Annotated in this window: 16 protein-coding genes; 12 read left to right on the top strand and 4 right to left on the bottom strand. The window is 75.0% G+C overall.

Annotated elements, in window-relative coordinates:
- Positions 1–8 precede the first annotated feature (8 nt).
- From AC1WTP_RS10420 to AC1WTP_RS10410, 3 genes are read right to left on the bottom strand one after another with little or no spacing between them, the layout of a single operon-like run.
- Positions 9–428 carry a PLD nuclease N-terminal domain-containing protein gene (locus AC1WTP_RS10420; RefSeq protein WP_481649009.1) on the bottom strand — a complete coding sequence of 140 codons (420 nt, stop codon included), beginning with the start codon at positions 426–428 and terminating at the stop codon, positions 9–11.
- Positions 429–455: 27 nt separating this feature from the next.
- The gene (locus AC1WTP_RS10415) at positions 456–836 is read right to left on the bottom strand and encodes a DUF202 domain-containing protein (RefSeq protein ID WP_481649008.1); all 381 of its coding nucleotides are present in this window, start codon (positions 834–836) and stop codon (positions 456–458) included.
- A complete protein-coding gene (locus AC1WTP_RS10410) occupies positions 833–1,225 on the bottom strand; it encodes a YidH family protein (protein ID WP_481649007.1) in 393 nt (130 codons plus the stop codon). The genes AC1WTP_RS10415 and AC1WTP_RS10410 overlap by 4 nt, the downstream gene beginning before the upstream one ends.
- A gap of 40 nt (positions 1,226–1,265) precedes the next feature.
- Here AC1WTP_RS10410 and AC1WTP_RS10405 point away from each other — a divergent pair, with 40 nt between their 5' ends.
- From AC1WTP_RS10405 to AC1WTP_RS10360, 10 genes are all read left to right on the top strand, one after another.
- Positions 1,266–2,063: a GNAT family N-acetyltransferase gene (locus AC1WTP_RS10405; protein WP_481649006.1), complete on the top strand. Its 798-nt coding sequence runs from the start codon at positions 1,266–1,268 to the stop codon at positions 2,061–2,063.
- On the top strand, positions 2,060–2,473 hold the full coding sequence (locus tag AC1WTP_RS10400) for a hypothetical protein (RefSeq protein ID WP_481649005.1): 414 nt from the start codon (positions 2,060–2,062) through the stop codon (positions 2,471–2,473). Before AC1WTP_RS10405 ends, AC1WTP_RS10400 begins: the two co-directional genes overlap by 4 nt.
- A gap of 380 nt (positions 2,474–2,853) precedes the next feature.
- On the top strand, positions 2,854–3,633 hold the full coding sequence (locus AC1WTP_RS10395) for an electron transfer flavoprotein subunit beta/FixA family protein (RefSeq protein ID WP_447135767.1): 780 nt from the start codon (positions 2,854–2,856) through the stop codon (positions 3,631–3,633).
- 11 nt (positions 3,634–3,644) lie between these two features.
- Positions 3,645–4,604 (top strand): electron transfer flavoprotein subunit alpha/FixB family protein, encoded by a 960-nt coding sequence (locus AC1WTP_RS10390; protein WP_481649004.1) that lies wholly within the window; start codon positions 3,645–3,647, stop codon positions 4,602–4,604.
- A 233-nt stretch (positions 4,605–4,837) separates the two neighbouring features.
- On the top strand, positions 4,838–7,546 hold the full coding sequence (locus tag AC1WTP_RS10385) for an HAD-IC family P-type ATPase (RefSeq protein ID WP_481649003.1): 2,709 nt from the start codon (positions 4,838–4,840) through the stop codon (positions 7,544–7,546).
- Positions 7,547–7,977: 431 nt separating this feature from the next.
- A complete protein-coding gene (locus AC1WTP_RS10380) occupies positions 7,978–9,153 on the top strand; it encodes a cysteine desulfurase family protein (RefSeq protein WP_481649002.1) in 1,176 nt (391 codons plus the stop codon).
- Positions 9,154–9,459: 306 nt separating this feature from the next.
- A complete protein-coding gene (gene mnmA, locus AC1WTP_RS10375; protein WP_481649001.1) occupies positions 9,460–10,533 on the top strand; it encodes a tRNA 2-thiouridine(34) synthase MnmA in 1,074 nt (357 codons plus the stop codon).
- Positions 10,534–10,641: 108 nt separating this feature from the next.
- Positions 10,642–11,646: a methionine synthase gene (locus tag AC1WTP_RS10370; RefSeq protein ID WP_481649000.1), complete on the top strand. Its 1,005-nt coding sequence runs from the start codon at positions 10,642–10,644 to the stop codon at positions 11,644–11,646.
- 36 nt (positions 11,647–11,682) lie between these two features.
- The gene (locus AC1WTP_RS10365; RefSeq protein ID WP_481648999.1) at positions 11,683–12,048 is read left to right on the top strand and encodes a VOC family protein; all 366 of its coding nucleotides are present in this window, start codon (positions 11,683–11,685) and stop codon (positions 12,046–12,048) included.
- 162 nt (positions 12,049–12,210) lie between these two features.
- Positions 12,211–13,227 carry an ADP-ribosylglycohydrolase family protein gene (locus AC1WTP_RS10360; protein ID WP_481648998.1) on the top strand — a complete coding sequence of 339 codons (1,017 nt, stop codon included), beginning with the start codon at positions 12,211–12,213 and terminating at the stop codon, positions 13,225–13,227.
- Between the two features lie 44 nt (positions 13,228–13,271).
- Here AC1WTP_RS10360 and AC1WTP_RS10355 read toward each other — a convergent pair whose 3' ends face one another.
- Entirely contained in the window at positions 13,272–13,886 is a 615-nt protein-coding gene (locus AC1WTP_RS10355; RefSeq protein WP_481648997.1) for a type II toxin-antitoxin system PemK/MazF family toxin, read from the bottom strand.
- Positions 13,887–14,293: 407 nt separating this feature from the next.
- Here AC1WTP_RS10355 and ligA point away from each other — a divergent pair, with 407 nt between their 5' ends.
- Together ligA and AC1WTP_RS10345 are read left to right on the top strand one after the other, a co-directional pair.
- Positions 14,294–16,429 carry an NAD-dependent DNA ligase LigA gene (gene ligA / locus AC1WTP_RS10350; protein ID WP_481649021.1) on the top strand — a complete coding sequence of 712 codons (2,136 nt, stop codon included), beginning with the start codon at positions 14,294–14,296 and terminating at the stop codon, positions 16,427–16,429.
- 196 nt (positions 16,430–16,625) lie between these two features.
- Positions 16,626–19,286 carry a putative bifunctional diguanylate cyclase/phosphodiesterase gene (locus tag AC1WTP_RS10345; RefSeq protein WP_481648996.1) on the top strand — a complete coding sequence of 887 codons (2,661 nt, stop codon included), beginning with the start codon at positions 16,626–16,628 and terminating at the stop codon, positions 19,284–19,286.
- Positions 19,287–19,367: the final 81 nt, after the last annotated feature.

Raw genomic sequence — 19,367 nt, 5'->3', positions numbered from 1 at the left:
CCGGCGCACTACACCTCGGGGCGGTCCTCCTCGCGGGGCGGCTCGCCGTCACGGCGGCGCAGGTCCTCCTCGCGGCGGCGCAGATCCTCCTCCCAGCGGCGGAAGAGTTCGGAATCCTGCCGCCGGGACCGCTCCTCGATCGAGCGCAGGAACTCGGGGTCGTCGTCCGGGGCGACCGACCGGGCCCGCTTCTGCTCGGCGAAGCCGTCGCCCACCGGCCACGCCGTCCGGGGGCGGGCACCGGCGGACTCGCGGCCGGCGACGAACCAGGCGATCGAGCCGAGCAGCGGGAAGAAGAGGATGATCAGCACCCAGGCGATCCGGGGCAGGGCGCGGATCTCGCCCTCCTCGGCGGAGAGGCAGCTGATCAGCGCGCAGACGGCGAGGACGATCTGCGCCACGAAGAGGAGGACGTACAGGCGGGCCATGCGTCAATGATGGCGTACGGGCGCCGCTCACCACAGCCCGCGTAGCACCAGCGCGGTGCCGAGCAGCGCGAACCCGGCGGTGGCCAGGGCGACCAGCGGCAGCGACCGGCCACCGGTGCGGGTGGGCCCGGCCGCCGCGGCCCGGGGCCAGCAGACCGCGACCGTCCCGACCCAGCCGAGCAGCGCCGTCCCGGCCAGCAGTACGCCGGCCGGACCGGCCGGGATCGCGAGCCGGAGGGTGAGCAGCAGGACCACGGTCAGCGTCAGCGCGGTCCGCCGCCAGGCCAGCCGGGTCCGCTCCGGTTGCAGCCCGGGATCACGCGCCCCGGCGGGTGGTCCCGCCGGCCCGGCCGCGCCGGCCCGCCCCGGCGGCCGCGGCGGGTCGGGAGTTGGTCCGTTCGCGGTCACGGCTCGCCGACGACCCGGGCCAGCACCGCCACCACCAGCAGCACCGCCCCGAGGCCGATGGTCAGGGCGAGCACCGCCGGGAAGCGGGAGGCGGGCAGCTCCTCGCCGAGCCGGATGGCCCGCTCGGTCCGGGTCCAGTGGTCGAGGGCGTGGACGGCGACCGCGCCGCCGAGCAGCAGCAGCGCGACGGCGATCAGCTCCCGCAGGTGCGTCAGCGGCAGGGGCGGCAGGAACTGCGCGGCGGCCAGCCCGCCGGCCACCAGCGCCAGCCCGGTACGCAGCCAGGCCAGGAAGGTCCGCTCGTTGGCCAGCGAGAAGCGGTAGTCCGGGGTCCTGCCGACGGCCCGCAGCTCCCGCGGGTCGAACCACTGCCTGATCGACTGCCACACGCTCCCGATTATCGGTTGGCGACGGGCCTAACCTGGGCAGGTGACGGATCTTGATGTGACGACCCTGCGGATTGCGTACGACAACCAACTGCGCGCCGTGGTCCCCGACCCGCTGCCGGCCGGGGTGACGGTGGAGCGCGACGGCCCGCTGGTGCGGCTCCTCGGCCTCGACCGCGGTGGCTTCCTCACCTACCGGGACCTGGCTGGATTGACCGGCGCCGCGCTGGACGAGCTGATCGCCCGCCAGGTGGAGATCTTCCGGCGCCGGGGCGAACAGGTGGAGTGGAAGCTGCACGGCCACGACGAGCCCGCCGACCTGCCGGACCGGCTGCGCGCGGCCGGCTTCGAGCCGGAGGAGCTGGAGACCGTGGTGATCGGTCCGGTCGCGCCGCTCGCGGCGGCGCTTCCGGTGCTGCCCGAGGGCGTATGCCTGCGGGAGGTGACCACCCGGGCCGACCTGGACCGGATCGTGGCGATGGAGGAGGAGGTCTGGCAGGCCGACCGGAGTCACCTCGCCGACGGGCTGCAGAAGGAGATCGCCACCGACCCGCAGTCGATCACCGTTGTGGTGGCGGAGGCGGAGGGGACGGTGGTCTGCGCGGGCTGGGTGCGGTACGTGCCGGACACCGGCTTCGCCACCCTGTGGGGCGGCTCGACGCTGCCGAAGTGGCGCGGGCGGGGCATCTACCGGGCGCTGGTCAGCTACCGGGCCCGGCTGGCCGACCAGCGTGGCCGCACGCTGTTGCAGGTGGACGCCTCGCCGGACAGCCGGCCGATCCTGGAGCGACTCGGCTTCGTCCCGGTCACCACCACCAGGCCCTACGTCTACACTCCGTGATCATGCAGCAGCGGTTGACGGCCGAGGAACTTCTCACCCTCAAGACGGGCGCGTTCGGCGCGGTCTTCCTGGTCTCGAACGCCGATCCCGGCATGCTGGCGCTGTTCCGGGAGAGCTTCGCCGCCTCCGGGGCGATGTCGGACGCCAGCGGCGTGGTGAAGGAGGCGCTGACCACCGGCCCGTTGCCGAAGCTGCCCCGGGACTCGGCGATGGAGATCGAGGCGGTGGTGCTGCCGGCGCTGGGCCGGGCGGTCGGGATCCTGGGTGCGAAGTCCCCGCAGGACGTGCCGGTCTACCGGTCGGTGGTGCTGGCCGCCGCCGAGCGGGTGGCCCGGGCGCACCGGGGCGTCCAGCCGGCCGAGGCGGCGATCATCGACCGGATCAGGGATGCGCTGGGCGGCCCGGCCTGAGCGGGCCGGCGACGGCCGGCGCCGGTGACCAGAGCGCCCGGACGGCGGCCCGGACGCAGCGGTCACGGATCCGGCCGCAGGCGCAGCGGTACGTCCCGGGCAGCGCCCGCCGGCAGGGCAGGGTAACCGCCGCACCCGGCGCCAACCGGCGCTGTCCTGACATGTCGGATACCTCCCGATCCGATAGCTTACCGAGGTCCGGGCGGTCCGTGAGCTGTGTCACTCTGAGTGGCCGGGGAGCGGATGCTACTGGCAGGTAACATGGCGTCGTGGGAAACCGCACAGCAGCCTGCGGTTGACCGGCGTCACCCGACGCGCGAGGCTGCGCCCCAGACCGGGCGAGCGATCGCTACACCAAACAGGAGGGTCGTCGAAGCGCGATGAACATCGTCGTACTCGTCAAGCAGGTGCCCGACTCGGGCGCGGACCGCAACCTGCGTACTGACGACAACACCGTCGACCGCGGTTCGGCGAACAACGTCATCAACGAGATGGACGAGTACGCCATCGAAGAGGCGTTGAAGATCAAGGAGGCGCACGGCGGCGAGGTCACCATCCTGACCATGGGTCCGGACCGGGCGACCGAGTCGATCCGCAAGGCCCTCTCCATGGGCCCGGACAAGGCCGTTCACGTGGTCGACGACGCGCTGCACGGGTCCTGCGCCGTGGCGACCTCGAAGGTGCTCGCCGCCGCGCTCGGCACCCTCAACGCCGACCTGGTCATCTGCGGCGCCGAGTCGACCGACGGCCGGGTCCAGGTTCTGCCGCACATGATCGCTGAGCGGCTCGGCGTGGCGGCGCTCACCGGCGCCCGCAAGCTCACCGTCGACGGCGGCACGCTGACCGTCGAGCGGCAGACCGAGGAGGGCTACGAGGTGGTCACCGCCTCGACCCCGGCCGTGGTCTCCGTCTGGGACACCATCAACGAGCCGCGCTACCCGTCCTTCAAGGGCATCATGGCGGCCAAGAAGAAGCCGGTGCAGACGCTCTCCCTGGGTGACCTCGGGGTCGCCCCGGCCGAGGTGGGCTTCGACGGCGCGACCAGCGCCGTGCTGGAGCACAGCAAGCGGCCGCCGCGCTCCGGCGGCGCCAAGATCACCGACGAGGGCGACGGCGGCGTGAAGCTGGTCGAGTTCCTCGCCACCGAGAAGTTCGTGTGAGGGGTCCGGACATGTCTGAGGTTCTCGTCGTCGTCGAAGCCACCCGGGAGTTCGGCGTCAAGAAGGTCACCCTGGAGATGCTCACCCTCGCCCGCGAGCTGGGCACGCCCGGCGCGGTGGTGCTCGGCGGCGCCGGCGCGGCCGAGGCGCTGAGCGCCAAGCTGGGCGAGTACGGCGCGGAGAAGATCTACGCCGCGGAGAGCGAGGAGATCGACGGCTACCTGGTGGCCCCCAAGGCCACCGTGCTGGCCGAGCTGGTCAAGCGGGTGCAGCCGGCCGCCGTGCTGCTCGCCTCCAGCCAGGAGGGCAAGGAGATCGCCGCCCGGCTGGCGGTCAAGCTGGACAACGGCATCCTGACCGACGTGGTCGCGCTGGACGCCGACGGCACCGCCACCCAGGTGGCCTTCGCCGGCTCCACCATCGTCAAGTCCAAGGTCACCCGGGGCCTGCCGCTGGTCACCCTCCGGCCGAACTCGGTCAACCCGGTGCCGGCCGCCGCCACCCCGGCGGTCGAGCAGCTCACCGTCGCCGTGACCGACACCGACAAGCTGGCCAAGGTGGTCGACCGGGTCGCCGAGCAGAAGGGCTCCCGGCCGGAGCTGACCGAGGCCTCCGTCGTCGTCTCCGGCGGCCGGGGCGTCGGCAACGCCGACAACTTCAAGCTGGTCGAGGAGCTGGCCGACCTGCTCGGCGGCGCGGTCGGCGCGTCCCGGGCCGCGGTGGACTCCGGCTTCTACCCGCACCAGTTCCAGGTGGGCCAGACCGGCAAGACCGTCTCCCCGCAGCTCTACATCGCGCTCGGCATCTCCGGCGCCATCCAGCACCGGGCCGGCATGCAGACCTCGAAGACCATCGTCGCGGTCAACAAGGACGGCGAGGCGCCGATCTTCGAGCTGGCCGACTTCGGCGTGGTGGGCGACCTGTTCAAGGTGGTCCCGCAGGCCGCGGAGGAGATCCGCAAGCGCAAGTGAGCTGACCCTCCACCGACGAGAGGCCGGGACCGCACGCCGCGGTCCCGGCCTTTTCGCGTCGTACGCCGCCGCGCGGTCGGCCCGGCCGGCCCGCTCCGCTCGGGATGACGACCTCGCCGCTGGCTTCGCCCCGACGAGGTGCCCGGGAACCGCCCGCGGTCGAGGCGGAACTGCGACCATCGGGAAGCACCCCGCGCACGCCCGGCCGCCGACCCGTCCAGAAGGAGCGCGACATGCCGGCCCCCAGGCCCGAGGGTGACCACCACGCCCTGGCCGCGCACGAGGTCGTGCTGCTGCTGGGGACGGACACCGAGCGCGGGCTGACCGACGCGGAGGCGACGGACCGGCTCGGGCGGTTCGGCCCGAACCTGCTGCCCCGGACCGCCGAGGTCGGGGTGTTCCGCCGGTTGCTGCGGCAGTTCCACAATCCGCTGGTCTACGTGCTGCTCGGCGCGGGCGTGGTCACCCTGCTGCTCGGCGAGTACGTCGACTCCGCCGTGATCTTCGGGGTCGTGGCGGTCAACGCGGTCGTCGGGTTCCTCCAGGAGTCCCGGGCCGAGGCGGCGCTCGACGCGTTGCGGGCGATGGTGCGTACCGAGGCGCGGGTGCTGCGCGACGGTCGGCAGCGGCGGGTGCCCTCGGCGGACCTGGTCCCCGGCGACCTGGTGCTGGCGGAGGCGGGCGAGAAGGTCCCGGCCGACCTGCGCCTGGTGCACGCCGCCGAGTTGCGGGCGGACGAGTCGGCGCTGACCGGCGAGTCGCTGCCGGTCCGCAAGGACGAGCTGGTCGTACCGGTCGAGACGCCGGTGGCCGACCGTCGCAACCTGCTCTACTCCGGCACCCTGCTCACCGGCGGGTCGGCGGTGGGTGTGGTGGTCGCCACCGGGGCGGAGACCGAACTGGGCCGGATCCACCGGCTGGTGGGCGGCGCCCAGGTGCTGGACACCCCGTTGACGCTGAAGCTGGCCCGGTTCAGCCGGCTGCTCACCGTGGCGATCCTGCTGCTGGCCGCGGCGACCTTCGGGGTCGGCCTGCTGCGCGGTCAGGACGCCGCCGAGACCTTCACCGCGGCGGTCGCGCTGGCCGTCGGCGCGATCCCGGAGGGGCTGCCCGCCGCGGTGACGATCACCCTCGCCATCGGGGTGTCCCGGATGGCCCGCCGCCGGGCCGTGATCCGGCGCCTGCCGGCGGTGGAGACGCTGGGCAGCACGACGGTGATCTGCACCGACAAGACCGGCACCCTGACCGAGAACCAGATGACGGTCCAGCTGCTCTGGACGCCGCGGGGCCGCTACCAGGTCAGTGGCTCCGGCTACACCCCCGTCGGCGAGATCCGGGACGCCGAGGGCGGTCCGGCCCCGATCGGGGAGGGGACGTTGCACTGGTCGCTGCTGGCCGGCGTGGCGTGCAACGACGCCCGGCTGGACGAGCGGGACGGCCGGTGGGCGGTGCTGGGCGACCCGACCGAGGGGGCCATGCTGGTGGTGGGCGCCAAGGTCGGGCTGACCGGGCAACGGGTCGCCGAGGAACTGCCGCGGGTGGCCGCCGTCCCGTTCACCTCCGAGCGGCAGTTCATGGCCACCCTGCACGACCGGCGCGAGGGTGGGCGGGTGGTGCTGGTCAAGGGGGCGGTCGAGCGGGTGGTCGAGTGGTCCTCCGCGACGCTGCGCGACGACGGCTCGACCGGCCCGCTCGACGCCGCGTCGGTGCTGGCCGCCGCGCACGAGCTGGCCACCGAGGGGCTACGGGTGCTGGCCACCGCGATGCGGCCGGTCGGCCCCGACGACGCGCTGGTGGAGGAGGAACTGCCCGGCACCCTTGTCTTCACCGGGCTGCACGCGATGCTCGATCCGCCCCGGGCCGCCGCCGCGGCCGCCGTCCGGGTGTGCCAGCGGGCCGGCATCGCGGTGAAAATGATCACCGGGGACCATCGCGCCACCGCGACCGCCATCGCCGGCCGCCTCGGCCTGCTCCGTGGCGCCCCCGGCCCGGGTGACGTGCTCACCAGCGCGGAGCTGGCGGCGCTGCCTCCGGCGGAGCTGCCGGCCGCGGTACGGCAGGCGTCGGTCTTCGCCCGGGTCTCGCCCGAGCAGAAGCTGCGGCTGGTGGAGGCGTTACAGGCCGGCGGCCAGGTGGTGGCGATGACCGGCGACGGGGTCAACGACGCCCCCGCGTTGCGGCAGGCCAACATCGGGGTGGCCATGGGGCGCAGCGGCACCGAGGTGGCCAAGGAGGCCGCCGACATCGTGCTCACCGACGACGACTTCGCCACCATCGAGTCGGCGGTCGAGGAGGGGCGGGGCGTCTTCGCCAACCTGACCAAGTTCATCACCTGGACCCTGCCCACCAACACCGCCGAGGGCATGGTCATCCTGGTCGCGGTCGTCCTCGGCACGGTGCTGCCGATCCTGCCCAGCCAGATCCTCTGGATCAACATGACCACCGCCGTGGCGCTCGGGCTGACGCTCGCCTTCGAGCCGAAGGAACCCGGGACGATGGACCGGCCGCCGCGCGACCCCGACCAGGCGTTGCTGACCAGCGCGCTGGTGGTCCGCATCCTGCTGGTCTCCGCGCTGCTGGTGGTCGGGGCGTGGGGGCTGTTCGAGTGGGAGCTGAGCGCCGGGTCGGAGCTGGCGCAGGCGCGCACCGCGGCGGTGAACCTGTTCGTCACCGTGATGGCCTTCTACCTGTTCAGCTGCCGGTCGCTGACCAGGTCGCCGTGGCGGTTGGGCCTGTTCAGCAACCGCTGGCTGATCCTCGGCGTGCTGGTGCAGGCGCTCGGTCAACTGGCCCTGACCTATCTGCCGGTGCTGAACGACCTGTTCCGGACGGCCCCGATCAGCGGGACGGCGTGGCTGCGGATCTTCGGCGTCGCCGTGCTGGTCGCCGCCGTCGTCGCGCTCGACAAGCGGTTCGGCTGGTTCGGCCGAGGGTCGGGGTGAGCCGACCGGAGACTCCGGCGGGGAGCTGATCGGCGGGCCGGGGAGCTGAGCCGGCCCGCCGATCAGCCCGTCAGGGCGCCCCTCAACAGGCTCTCGCCGGAGTGGCGGCGTTGTCGTCGTACGCCTCCGCGGAAACGTCGACAACTGAGTATGCCTGAAGGTCGACGTTCGGTGGCAACGGGAGCAACTCGTCCGTCGCGTCGCCCAGCCCGCCGCCCGGGAACATCTCCCTGGTCCCTGGGGCGACGAGGCCGACCTCGAAGTGCCCCGGGGACGTCCGGGGATTCACCACGTGCAGGTGCGGCCGCCCGGCCGGCGGTCGCGGTCCGGGGCGGCGGGTGAGCCGGGGCGGGGAGCGCCCGCCCCCTGCCCCGGTCCCGGCCGGCCTCCGGCGTCCGGGCGATCCGCCGGCGGTCGTAGGCTGAGTCGTGATGGCTTACCTGGATCACGCCGCGACCACGCCGATGCTCGACGAGGCGCTGGAGGCGTACGTCGCCACCGCCCGCGAGGTCGGCAACGCGTCCTCCCTGCACGCGGCGGGGCGTCGCGCCCGCCGGCGGGTGGAGGAGTCGAGGGAGCGGGTGGCCGCCGCGCTCGGTGCCCGGCCCTCCGAGGTGATCTTCACCGGTGGGGGCACGGAGAGCGACAACCTCGCGGTCAAGGGCGTCTTCTGGGCCCGTCGGGGCGCCGACGCGCGGCGGACCCGGGTGGTCTCCAGCGCGGTCGAACACCACGCGGTGCTCGACGCGGTCGACTGGCTCGCCGGGCACGAGGGCGCCGACGTGGGTTGGCTGCCGGTCGACGACGCCGGCCGGCTCGTCCCCGACGCGCTCCGCGCCGAACTGGCCGAGCACGGCGACCGGGTGGCCGTGGTCACCGCCATGTGGGCCAACAACGAGGTCGGCACCGTGCAGCCGGTCAGCGACCTGGCCGTGGTCGCCGCCGAGTACGGGGTGCCGTTCCACACCGACGCGGTCCAGGCGGTCGGCCAGGTGCCGGTCGACTTCTCCGCCAGCGGGGTCGCCGCGCTCACCGTCACCGGGCACAAGCTCGGCGGGCCGGCCGGGGTGGGCGCCCTGCTGCTGGCCCGGGACGTACCGGCCACCCCGCTGCTGCACGGCGGCGGCCAGGAGCGGGACGTCCGCTCCGGCACCCTGGACACCGCGGGCATCGTGGCCTTCGCGGTCGCCGTGGAGGCGGCGGTGAAGGGCCAGCAGGAGTACGCCGCCCGGGTGGCCGCTCTCCGCGACGACCTGGTCGAGCGGGTCCGGCAGGCGGTACCCGAGGTGATCTTCAACGGTGACCCGGTCGACCGGCTGGCCGGCAACGCGCACTTCTCCTTCCCCGGCTGCGAGGGCGACGCCCTGCTGCTCCTGCTGGACGCCCAGGGCATCGCCTGCTCGACCGGGTCGGCCTGCTCGGCCGGAGTGGCCCAGCCCTCGCACGTGCTGCTGGCCATGGGCGCCGACGACGACCGGGCCCGCTCCTCGCTGCGCTTCACCCTCGGCCACACCAGCACCCCGGCGGACGTCGACGCCCTGATCGCGGCCCTTCCCGCCGCCGTCGACCGCGCCCGCCGTGCCGCCGCCCTCCGCACCCCCCGCTGACCCACACGCCCTCACCCACGCCTGCGGCGTCGCCCCGTGCTGCCCCGGTCCCGCCCCGCGCTGCCCCGGTCCCGCCGCCCGCTGCCCGGTCCCGCCCCGCATCGCCCCGGTCCCGCCCCGCCCCGGTCCCGCCCCGCGCTGTCCCCGTCCCGCCCCGCGATCCCGACTTTTCGGTCCCTCGTTCGCGGTGTTGTTCATACCTGTTTGGCTGGGCGGCACGTGCGAGATCGCGGCCGACCGCGGCGGCCGGGCCGGGGAGCCGGGTGGGGGTGGGGATAGGCTCGGTGGGGTGAAGGGAGTGGGCTGGTGAGGGTGTTGGCGGCGATGTCCGGCGGGGTCGACTCGGCGGTCGCGGCGGCGCGCGCCGTGGCGGCGGGGCACGACGTGACCGGCGTGCACCTGGCGCTGGCCCGGAACCCGCAGACCTACCGCACCGGGGCGCGCGGCTGCTGCACCCTGGAGGACTCCCGGGACGCCCGGCGGGCCGCCGACGTGATCGGCATCCCGTTCTACGTCTGGGACATGGCCGACCGGTTCCACTCCGACGTGGTGGACGACTTCGTCGCCGAGTACGCCGCCGGACGTACCCCGAACCCCTGCCTGCGCTGCAACGAGAAGATCAAGTTTGCCGCGGTGCTGGACCGGGCCGTGGCCCTGGGCTTCGACGCGGTGGTCACCGGCCACCACGCCCGGCTCGGTGCGGACGGGCTGCTGCGCCGCAGCGTCGACCTGGCCAAGGACCAGTCGTACGTGCTCGCGGTGCTCACCCGCGAGCAGCTGGACCGGTCGATCTTCCCGCTCGGCGACTCCACCAAGGCGCAGGTCCGCGAGGAGGCCGCGCGACGGGGGCTGGCGGTCGCCGACAAGCCCGACTCGCACGACATCTGCTTCATCGCCGACGGCGACACCCGCGGCTTCCTCGCCCAGCGGCTCGGCGAGGCCCCCGGCGAGGTGGTCGACGCGACCACCGGCGCGGTGATCGGCAGCCACACCGGGGCGTACGCGTACACGGTCGGCCAGCGGCGGGGGCTGCACCTGGACCGCCCGGCCCCGGACGGCCGCCCGCGCTACGTGCTCTCCATCACCCCGAAGACCAACACGGTGACCGTCGGCCCGGCCGAGGCGCTGGAGGTCACCCGGGTGCGCGCCGAGCGTCCGGTGTGGACCGGCGGCCCGCGTCCCGAGACGCCGGTGGAGTGCGAGGTGCAGCTGCGGGCGCACGGCGACGTGGTGCCCGCCACGGTGACCCTGGACGGCGACACGCTCCGGGCCGAGCTGCGCCGGCCGGTCCGCGGCGTGGCGGCCGGGCAGGCCGTGGTGGCGTACCGGCCGGATCCGGCCGGCGACGTCGTCCTCGGCTCCGCCACCATCGCCGGCTGACCGCACCGTGCACACCCGCGACCGGCTGGGTAGTTCCACCCGACGCCCGCACCGGCGGGGTGGCCGGCGGCGACGTGCCGAGGCCCGCGTACCGGATAGTCTTCGGCCGTGACAGACCAGGCATGGCCGTGGCCGGCCGGCGCGGCGACCGGAATCGGCTCGCTACCCGGCACCGACATCGCCGAGGCGCAGCGGATCGTCCTCGGTGAGCTTCCCGCCCTGCCGCACCTCGCCGAGCTGCCGGCGCGCGGCCCCGGGGCCGACCTGATCGGCCGGACCGCCGGGCTGCTGGTCGAGCTGCCGGTCGAGCTCTACGCCGCCCGCTGGCGGATCGCGCTCCGTCCCGGCCGGGACCTGCGCCGGGCCCGCGACCTGATGGAACGCGACCTCGACCAGCTCGCCGAGCAGGCCGAGGAGTACGCCGGACCGGTGAAGGTGCAGGCCGGTGGGCCGTTCACCCTGGCCGCCGCGCTGGAGCTGCCGATCGGTGGCCGGATGCTCGGCGACCCCGGTGCGGTGCGCGACCTCACCGGGTCCCTCGCCGAGGGGATCCGCGGGCACGTCGCGGCGGTCACCCGCCGGCTGCCGCGCGCGTCCGTGCTGCTCCAGCTGGACGAGCCGTCGCTGCCGGCCGTGCTGGCCGGGCGGGTGCCCACGGAGAGTGGCTTCGGCACCCACCGGGCGGTGGAGTCCGGCGACGCGGCCGCCCTGCTGCGGACGGTGGTCGAGGCGGCCGGGGTGCCGACCGTGGTGCACTGCTGCGCCCCCGACGTGCCGCTGGAGCTGATCCGCTCGGCCGGGGCGGCCGCGGTGGCGCTCGACCTGAGCCTGGTCACCGAGCTGGATCCGTTGGGCGAGGCGGTCGACGCCGGGCTCGGCCTGCTGGCCGGCGCCGCGCCCACCCGGCCGCCGTCGACCGGCCGCGCACCCACCTCGGCCGAGGTCGCCGACCGGGTACGCCAGCTCTGGGACCGCCTCGGCTTCCCCCGCCGCCGGCTCGCCGAGCAGGTCGTGGTGACCCCGGCCTGCGGGCTCGCCGCCGCGCCGCCGCAGTACGCCCGCGCCGTGCTGGCCGCCTGCCGGGACGCGGGCCGGCGGCTCGCCGAGGACTGACGTTTTCCGTCGTACCCGTTGGGCAGGATGACGGGCATGATTGGACAGCTGCGCACAACGGTGATCGACTGTCCCGACCCGCGGGCCCTGGCCGGGTTCTACGCCGAACTGCTCGGCCTGCCGCTGATCGAGGAGAACTCCGACGACGACTGGGTGGTCCTCGGCGGCCGGCCAGGGCACCAGCCGAGGTTGGCGTTCCAGAAGGCGACCAACCTGCGTCCGCCGTCCTGGCCGGATCCGGAGCGGCCCCAGCAGTTCCACCTCGACGTCACGGTGGACGACATCGGGACCGCCGAGAAGGCGGCGCTCGCGCTGGGCGCCCGGCGGCTGCCCGGTGAGGGCGAGGGCTTCCGGGTCTACGCGGATCCGGCCGGCCATCCGTTCTGCCTCTGCTGGGACTGACCCGGGCGCACCGGCTCGGGTCGGCGCCGGCTGTGATGACGCCGGCTCGGTCGGCACCGGCTCGGGTCGGCGCCGGCTCCCGCGACCGCACGGGCCGCCGGCGCCGTTCTCACCGTGCACCCCGCCGCTGGCGGGGTGCGGCGGGTGTGGCGGGCGCCGGGCATGATCGCGGGTGTGATCGACTCCTCGCTCCAGCGGGCCGCCGGTTCGCTCTTCGGCCTCGCCTACGGTGACGCACTCGGCCGGCCGACCGAGTTCCTGACCGTCGCCGAGATCGTCCGCCGGTACGGCCCGGCCGGCCCCCGGGACCTCGTCGGTGACCCGGTGCTGGTCACCGACGACACCCAGATGGCGCTGGCGGTCGGCTGGGCGTTGCACGACGCTCCGGCGTGGACGCCGGAGGCGGTCGAGCCGCTGCTGCGCCGCCGCTTCCTGGACTGGGCGGTCAGCCCCGACAACAACCGGGTCCCGGGCGTGACCTGCCTGCGGGCCTGCGCCGAGCTGGACCGGGGGCTGCGGTGGCAGGAGGCGACCGTGGCCGATTCCAAGGGCTGCGGCGCGAACATGCGGGTCACCCCGGTCGGGCTGCTCGACGTCGACCTCGACGTCCTCGCCGGGCTGGCCCAGCTCCAGGCCGGCCTGACCCACGGTCACCCGACCGGCCTGGCGGCCAGCGAGCTGACCGCGTACGCGGTACGGCTGCTGCGCGAGGGCGCCGCGCTGGCCGCGCTGCCCGGGCTGCTCACCGACCGGGCCCGGGAGCAGCGCCGTACGTACCGGGCGGACTGGCTCGGCGACCTCTGGCAGCGCCCGGGCACGGCGGCGACCCCGGTCGACTTCATCGCCCAGGGCTGGGACGAGTGCCGCGCGGCGCTGGACCGGCTGGCCGCCGCGCTGGCCGGCCCGGACGACGGCGGCGACCCGTGCCGGCACACCGGCGAGGGCTGGGTGGCCGAGGAGGCGCTGGCCACGGCCCTGTACTGCGCCATCCGGCACGCCGACGACCCGGTCGGCGCCCTGGCCCGCGGTGCCACCACGGCCGGTGACTCCGATTCGATCGCCGCCCTGGCCGGCGCCTTCGTCGGCGCGGCCGCCGGCATGCCCGCCTGGCCCGCCGACTGGGCCACCCGCATCGAGTACGCCGATCAACTCGCCACCCTCGCCACCCCCCACCCCTGACCCTCCCGCCGTCCCCACCCCTTCCCCACGCCCGCAACCGATGGTCAGGGGGTGGGGAGGTGGGGGAGGGTGCGGAGGTGGCGCCAGAGGGTGGGGTCGCAGGGGCCGGCCCGGTCCTGAAAGGCCGGTAGGGGAACCGGGATCGGGTCGCCGATGTCGAGGTAGCTGTCGTGGTCGGCGTCCGGGTCCCAGTCCCGGGTCGGGATCCGGATGTGGTCGTCCCGGTCGCTCTTGTCCTGGCTGGTGATCTTCAGCACCTCGGCCGACCGGCCGTCGGCATGCAGCACGAGGCAGGGGCGCACCTTGGAGCCGGTGCCGTCGGCGTACGGGACGTCGGCCCACCAGATCTCGCCCGGCCGGGGCGTGCCGGCGGGTGCCCGGCCGGCGCCACGGGGTCGGGGCGGGGCGGTGGACCGACCCGGGGACCGCGGCGGGGCACCCCGACCGGGCCGGGCACCGGGACGCTCCGGACGACGCCGGTCGCCGGGGCGGCCCCGGTCGCCGGGACTGCCCGGCCCACCCCGGGCACCGGAGCCCTCGCCGGCGCTCCGGCGGCCGGCCGGGGCGCGGCGGCCCGAGCGCCGGCGCAGCTCACTCCAGCCCCAACCCGCCGAGACGGCGAGCACGATCGCCGCCGCCCAGAGCAGCCACTCCGGCATCCGTACCCCTGCCTCTCGCCGGTCCGGCGCGCGCGACCTCGTCCGGCGGCGGCGCGTCCACCGTCCGGCGATCCTCGCACGGTCGGGCCGGTGCCGCCGGAAGCCCCGGCCGGCCGAGCCGGCGCGGAGGCCACGATCGACTCGGGTTGCGGCAGGTTGGGCTTTCGGCCGGCCGGGACACTGGGACGTGCCGTGCCGTCCGTCGAGTCGATCACGAACCCGGCCCGGGTCGCGTGCCGGGCGCGGCGGGTGGGCGGCGGATTGTCCCACCCGCCGGATACCGTGCGGGGATAGCGTGATCAGGGAGGTCGCACGACGTGTCCAAGAGCGGCAACGTGTCCGGGCGGGGCAGCGTGTCCAACAGCGGCGACGTGTCGGAGACCGACGACGGGTTCGGAGGGGGCGCCGTGTCCGAGGATGCCGTCCCGCAGCAGGTGAGCCCGGCGCAGGAGGCGGCGGCGGGTGGTGAGCCGACCCCGGAGGCCCGGGAGCGCCACGCCACGCTGAGCCGTGAGCTGACCGAGCACCAGTACCGCTACTACGTGCTGGATGCTCCCACGATCACCGACGCCGAGTTCGACCGGCAGTTGCGCGAGCTGGAGGCGCTGGAGGAGCGGTTCCCGGCGCTTCGGACGCCCGACTCGCCGACCCAGCGGGTGGGCGGCACCTTCTCCACCGACTTCACCCCGGTCGCCCACGCGGAGCGGATGCTCTCGCTGGACAACGCCTTCGCCGACGAGGAGCTGGCGGCCTGGGCCGAGCGGGTCGAACGGGACGCCGGCGGCCCGGTGCCCTACCTCTGCGAGCTCAAGGTCGACGGCCTGGCCATCAACCTCACCTACGAGCGGGGCCGGCTGGTCCGGGCGGCGACCCGCGGCGACGGCCGCACCGGCGAGGACGTCACCGCCAACGTGCGCAGCATCCGCGACGTGCCGAGCCAGCTGACGCCGTCGGCCGAGTTCCCCGAGGTGCCCGAGTTCCTCGAGGTCCGCGGCGAGATCTACTTCCCGGTGGCGGCCTTCGCCGACCTCAACGCCGGGCTCGTCGAGCAGGGCAAGGCGCCGTTCGCCAACCCGCGCAACGCCGCCGCCGGCAGCCTCCGGCAGAAGGACCCCCGGATCACCGCGTCCCGCCCGCTGCGCCTGGTGGTGCACGGCATCGGCGCCCGCCGCGGCTTCCAGCCGACGGCACAGTCCGAGTCGTACGCGGCGCTGAAGGCCTGGGGCCTGCCGACCAGCGACCGGTGGCGGGTGGTGCCCGACCTGGCCGGCGTCGCTGAATACATCGCCTACTACGCCGAGCACCGGCACGACGTCGAGCACGAGATCGACGGCGTGGTGGTCAAGGTCGACCCGGTCTCCATCCAGGGCCGGCTCGGCTCCACCAGCCGCGCGCCGCGCTGGGCGATCGCCTTCAAGTACCCGCCGGAGGAGGTGACCACCAAGCTGCTCGACATTGACGTCAACGTCGGCCGTACCGGCCGGGTGACCCCGTTCGCGGTGCTCGAGCCGGTGCGGGTGGCCGGCTCCACGGTGGCGCTGGCCACCCTGCACAACGCCCGGGAGGTCGAGCGCAAGGGCGTGCTGATCGGCGACACGGTGGTGCTGCGCAAGGCCGGCGACGTGATCCCGGAGGTGCTCGGCCCGGTGGTCGACCTGCGCCCCGCCGACGCCCGCCCGTTCGTCATGCCCACCACCTGCCCGGCCTGCGGCACCCCGCTGGCGCCGGCCAAGGAGGGCGACGTCGACATCCGCTGCCCCAACACCCGCAGCTGCCCGGCCCAGTTGCGGGAGCGGGTCTTCCACCTCGCCGGCCGGGGCGCCTTCGACATCGAGGTGCTCGGCTACAAGGGGGCGGCGGCGCTGCTCGACGCGCAGATCATCAGCGACGAGGGCGACCTGTTCCAGCTCGACGCCGACCAGCTGGCCAAGTCGCCGTTCTTCGTCAACAAGGACGGCAGCCTGGGCAGCAACGCCGTGAAGCTGCTCGACAACCTGGCGGTGGCCAAGGAACGCGACCTGTGGCGGGTGCTGGTGGCGCTCTCCATCCGGCACGTCGGGCCCACCGCCGCGCAGGCGCTGGCCCGGCACTTCCGGTCCATCGAGGCGATCGACACCGCCAGCGAGGAGGAGCTCTCCTCGGTCGACGGGGTGGGCCCGACCATCGCCGCCAGCATCCGCGAGTGGTTCGCCGTCGACTGGCACCGCGAGGTGGTCCGCAAGTGGGCCGAGGCCGGGGTACGGATGGCCGAGGAGGCGGTGGACGAGGGCCCGCGCCCGCTGGAGGGGATCACCGTGGTGGTCACCGGCACGCTGGCCGGCTTTTCCCGCGACCAGGCGGCCGAGGCGATCCAGTCCCGCGGCGGGAAGGTGAGCGGCTCGGTCTCCAAGAAGACCGGCTTCGTGGTGGTGGGCGACAACCCGGGCTCCAAGGCCGACAAGGCGGCCAGCCTCAAGGTGCCGATGCTCGACGAGGAGGGCTTCCGGGTGCTGCTCGACGCAGGGCCGGACGCCGCCCGCGAGGTCGCCCGCGTCGAGGGCTGACCGCCACCCGCCCCGGCGGGGCGGTTGCCACCCCCATCGGGACGGATGGGGATCTTGCGGGCACCTGGCCGCGTATACCAACTTAATTACGAGTACGACCGATTCGTGACTGTCGTACCGGGGAACCCGGCACCGAGGGCGTTTCATTGGTGCACGGCGCGTGAACGCGCGCCGCGACGTCGTCCCGGGAGGTGTGATGGAGACCGCCGATCCGCGCAACTCCGTCCCACCTGGACGAGCGGGCCCGTTCTCCGCCTTCGTGGCCGCGGTGCTCGCCCTCGCCGTACTGGTCTCGGCGGGTCCGCTGGCCGCGCTGCCGGAGCGGGTGTCGGGGCTGCCGGCGGCGTTCTGGACGATGGCGGTGCTCGCGGTCGGCTGCGATGCCCGCCCGTTCGTCCCGCCGGGCCGGCGGCAGTCCTCCGCGGTCTTCCCGTCGACCTGCTTCACCTTCGCCATCCTGCTCGGCTGGGGGCTGGGCCCGGCCGTGGCGGTGCAGGCGGTGGCGGTGCTGGCCTCCGGCTGGCGGATGGGGCACGCCCCGTGGCGCACCGCCTTCAACGCCGGCCAGTACGCCTGCGCCCTGGCCGCCGCGTACGGCGTCACCCGGCTCGGCCCGGACGGCATCTTCGAGAGCGGCCGGTTGCACGCGGCCGACGTGGCTGCGGTGGGTGGCGCCACGCTGGCCTGGTTCGTGGTCAACTACGGCCTGGTCAGCGCGGCCGTCCGGCTGCGGTTCGGCGACCGCTGGTGGCCCGCCGCCCGACAGGGCCTGCCGTTCGAGTTGCTGTCCACCGGCTCGCTGCTGCTGCTGGCTCCGGTGCTGGTCGCCGCGGCGCGGGCCAGCGCCGCGCTGATCCCGCTGGTGCTGGTGCCGCTCTTCGCCGTGTACCGGATGGCCCGACTCACCGTCGAGCAGCAGCAGGTGGCCTCCCTCGACCCGCTCACCGGCCTGCCCAACCGCAAGGCGCTGCTGGCCGAGGTCGGCGAACAGGTGCACCGGCACGCCGAGCGGGCGGCGCGTGGCGAGCCGGACGCGCACCTGGCGCTGCTCCTGATCGACCTGGACCGGTTCAAGAACGTCAACGACGCCCTCGGCCACGCGGTGGGGGACCGGCTGCTGGTCGAGGTGAGCGCCCGGCTGACCACGGTGGTCGGCGAGCCGGACATGGTCGCCCGGCTCGGCGGTGACGAGTTCGCCATCGTGATGACCGGGCTCACCGACGTGGGGCAGGCACGGGACCTGGCCGACCGGGTGGTGCGGGCGCTGGCCGAGCCGGTGTCGCTGGACGGGCTGCCGCTGGACGTCGGCGGGTCGATCGGCATCGCCCTCTTCCCCGAGCACGGCGAGGACTTCGCCACGCTCATGCGCCACGCCGACGTGGCGATGTACGACGCGAAGCACCGCAACGACACGGTGGCGGTGTACGCGGCCGAGTCCGACCACAACTCCGCCGAGCGGCTCGGGCTCCTCGCCGACCTGCGCCGGGTGCTGGAGTCCGGCCCGTCCACCGGTGACCCGGCCGGCGTCGGCCCGTCCACCGGTGGCCGGGCCGACGCCGGCCCGGCGGGGCCCGGATCGGCCGTCGGGCCGACCGGGGCGCGCGGCGGCGACGGCGCCACCCTGCCCGCGACCCTGCCCGGCGCCGAGGCGGTGCCAGACGGCACGGCAGTGACCGTGCCCGGCGTGGGGGGGACGCCGGACGACCCGGCGGCGACCGGGCCCGGGCCGACCGCCCGCCGCACGACGGACGGCCGCTCCGCCGGCCGGTGGTGGACCCGGCGCCGGCGGCACCGGCCGGACCCGGCGCACCAGGACGACGAACTGATCGCCCGGATCCTCACCGGCGCGGACCCGATCCGGCGCCGAGGCGGCGCCGACCCTTCGGTCGACCGGCCGCCGCGCGAGCGGGGGGGCGGTGCCTCCACTGCCGATCGGCGACCGGCGGCCGAGACCGGGTGGCCGCAGCGGGAACCGGGAGGCGGGGCGCGGCCCGGCGGCCCGGCGTCGCTGCCGGGCCGCAACGGCGCGGCCCGGCCAACGTCCGGGGCGGCCCAGGCCGCGGCGCCGGCCACCGACGCGGGCGAGATCACCATGTACTACCAGCCACAGATCGCGATCGCCACCGGCGAGGTGGTCGGCGTCGAGGCGCTGCTGCGCTGGCGGCACCCACGGCGGGGCATGGTCGACCCGGAGGAGCTGATCCGGGTGGCCGAGCAGAGCGCGGTGATGCGGCTGCTCACCCGGCGGGTCGTCGACGACGTGGTGGAGCAGCTCGCGAAGTGGTCGGCGGCCGGCATCGGGCTGCGGGCCGCGTTGAACGTCAGCGTCCGGGACCTGCACACCGGGGAGATCGCCGACCAGATCGCCGACCGCCTCGCCCGGTACGGCGTACCGCCGCAGCGGTTGCAACTGGAGATCACCGAGGGCGCCCTGATGGCCGACCCGCGCCGGGTGCTGGCCACCATCGCCCGGCTGCACCGGATCGGGGTGGGCATCGCGCTGGACGACTTCGGCACCGGCTACTCGTCGTTGCAGCACCTGCGCCGGCTGCCGCTCTCCGAGGTCAAGGTCGACCGTTCGTTCGTCCTCGGGATGGCCGAGGACGCCGACGACGCCGCGATCGTCCGGTCGATGATCGAGCTGGCCGGGGCGCTCGGGCTGCGGGTGGTCGCCGAGGGGGTCGAGGACGAGCGGACCTGGCGGATGTTGTACGCGGCCGGCTGCGACGCCGCGCAGGGCTGGTTCTACGCCCGCCCGATGCCGGCCGAGGAACTCGTCGGCTGGCTGGCCCGCTACCGCCCGGTGCGGCCGGTCGGCGGCCCGGACGGTGACCTGCCGCGCCGCCCGACCCGGTGACCCCGCCCGCCGCGCGGACGTCCGACCGGCGGCGGGAGGGGGAGTCGGGGACGCGCCGCCGGGGCGGAACAATAGACTCGC

It is taken from the genome of Micromonospora sp. R311 (genome assembly GCF_056780015.1).
Note: the sequence above shows the minus strand (reverse complement) of the source record. Positions and strands in the feature narration are given on the sequence as shown.

Excerpts from the sequence above, each read along its gene's own strand:
- AC1WTP_RS10390 (WP_481649004.1), top strand. The coding sequence starts at position 3,645 with ATGTCTGAGGTTCTCGTCGTCGTCGAAGCCACCCGGGAGTTCGGCGTC.
- AC1WTP_RS10345 (WP_481648996.1), top strand. The coding sequence starts at position 16,626 with ATGGAGACCGCCGATCCGCGCAACTCCGTCCCACCTGGACGAGCGGGC.
- AC1WTP_RS10360 (WP_481648998.1), top strand. The coding sequence starts at position 12,211 with ATGATCGCGGGTGTGATCGACTCCTCGCTCCAGCGGGCCGCCGGTTCG.
- AC1WTP_RS10385 (WP_481649003.1), top strand. The coding sequence starts at position 4,838 with ATGCCGGCCCCCAGGCCCGAGGGTGACCACCACGCCCTGGCCGCGCAC.
- AC1WTP_RS10420 (WP_481649009.1), bottom strand. The coding sequence starts at position 428 with ATGGCCCGCCTGTACGTCCTCCTCTTCGTGGCGCAGATCGTCCTCGCC.
- AC1WTP_RS10365 (WP_481648999.1), top strand. The coding sequence starts at position 11,683 with ATGATTGGACAGCTGCGCACAACGGTGATCGACTGTCCCGACCCGCGG.
- AC1WTP_RS10395 (WP_447135767.1), top strand. The coding sequence starts at position 2,854 with ATGAACATCGTCGTACTCGTCAAGCAGGTGCCCGACTCGGGCGCGGAC.
- AC1WTP_RS10355 (WP_481648997.1), bottom strand. The coding sequence starts at position 13,886 with ATGCCGGAGTGGCTGCTCTGGGCGGCGGCGATCGTGCTCGCCGTCTCG.
- AC1WTP_RS10380 (WP_481649002.1), top strand. The coding sequence starts at position 7,978 with ATGGCTTACCTGGATCACGCCGCGACCACGCCGATGCTCGACGAGGCG.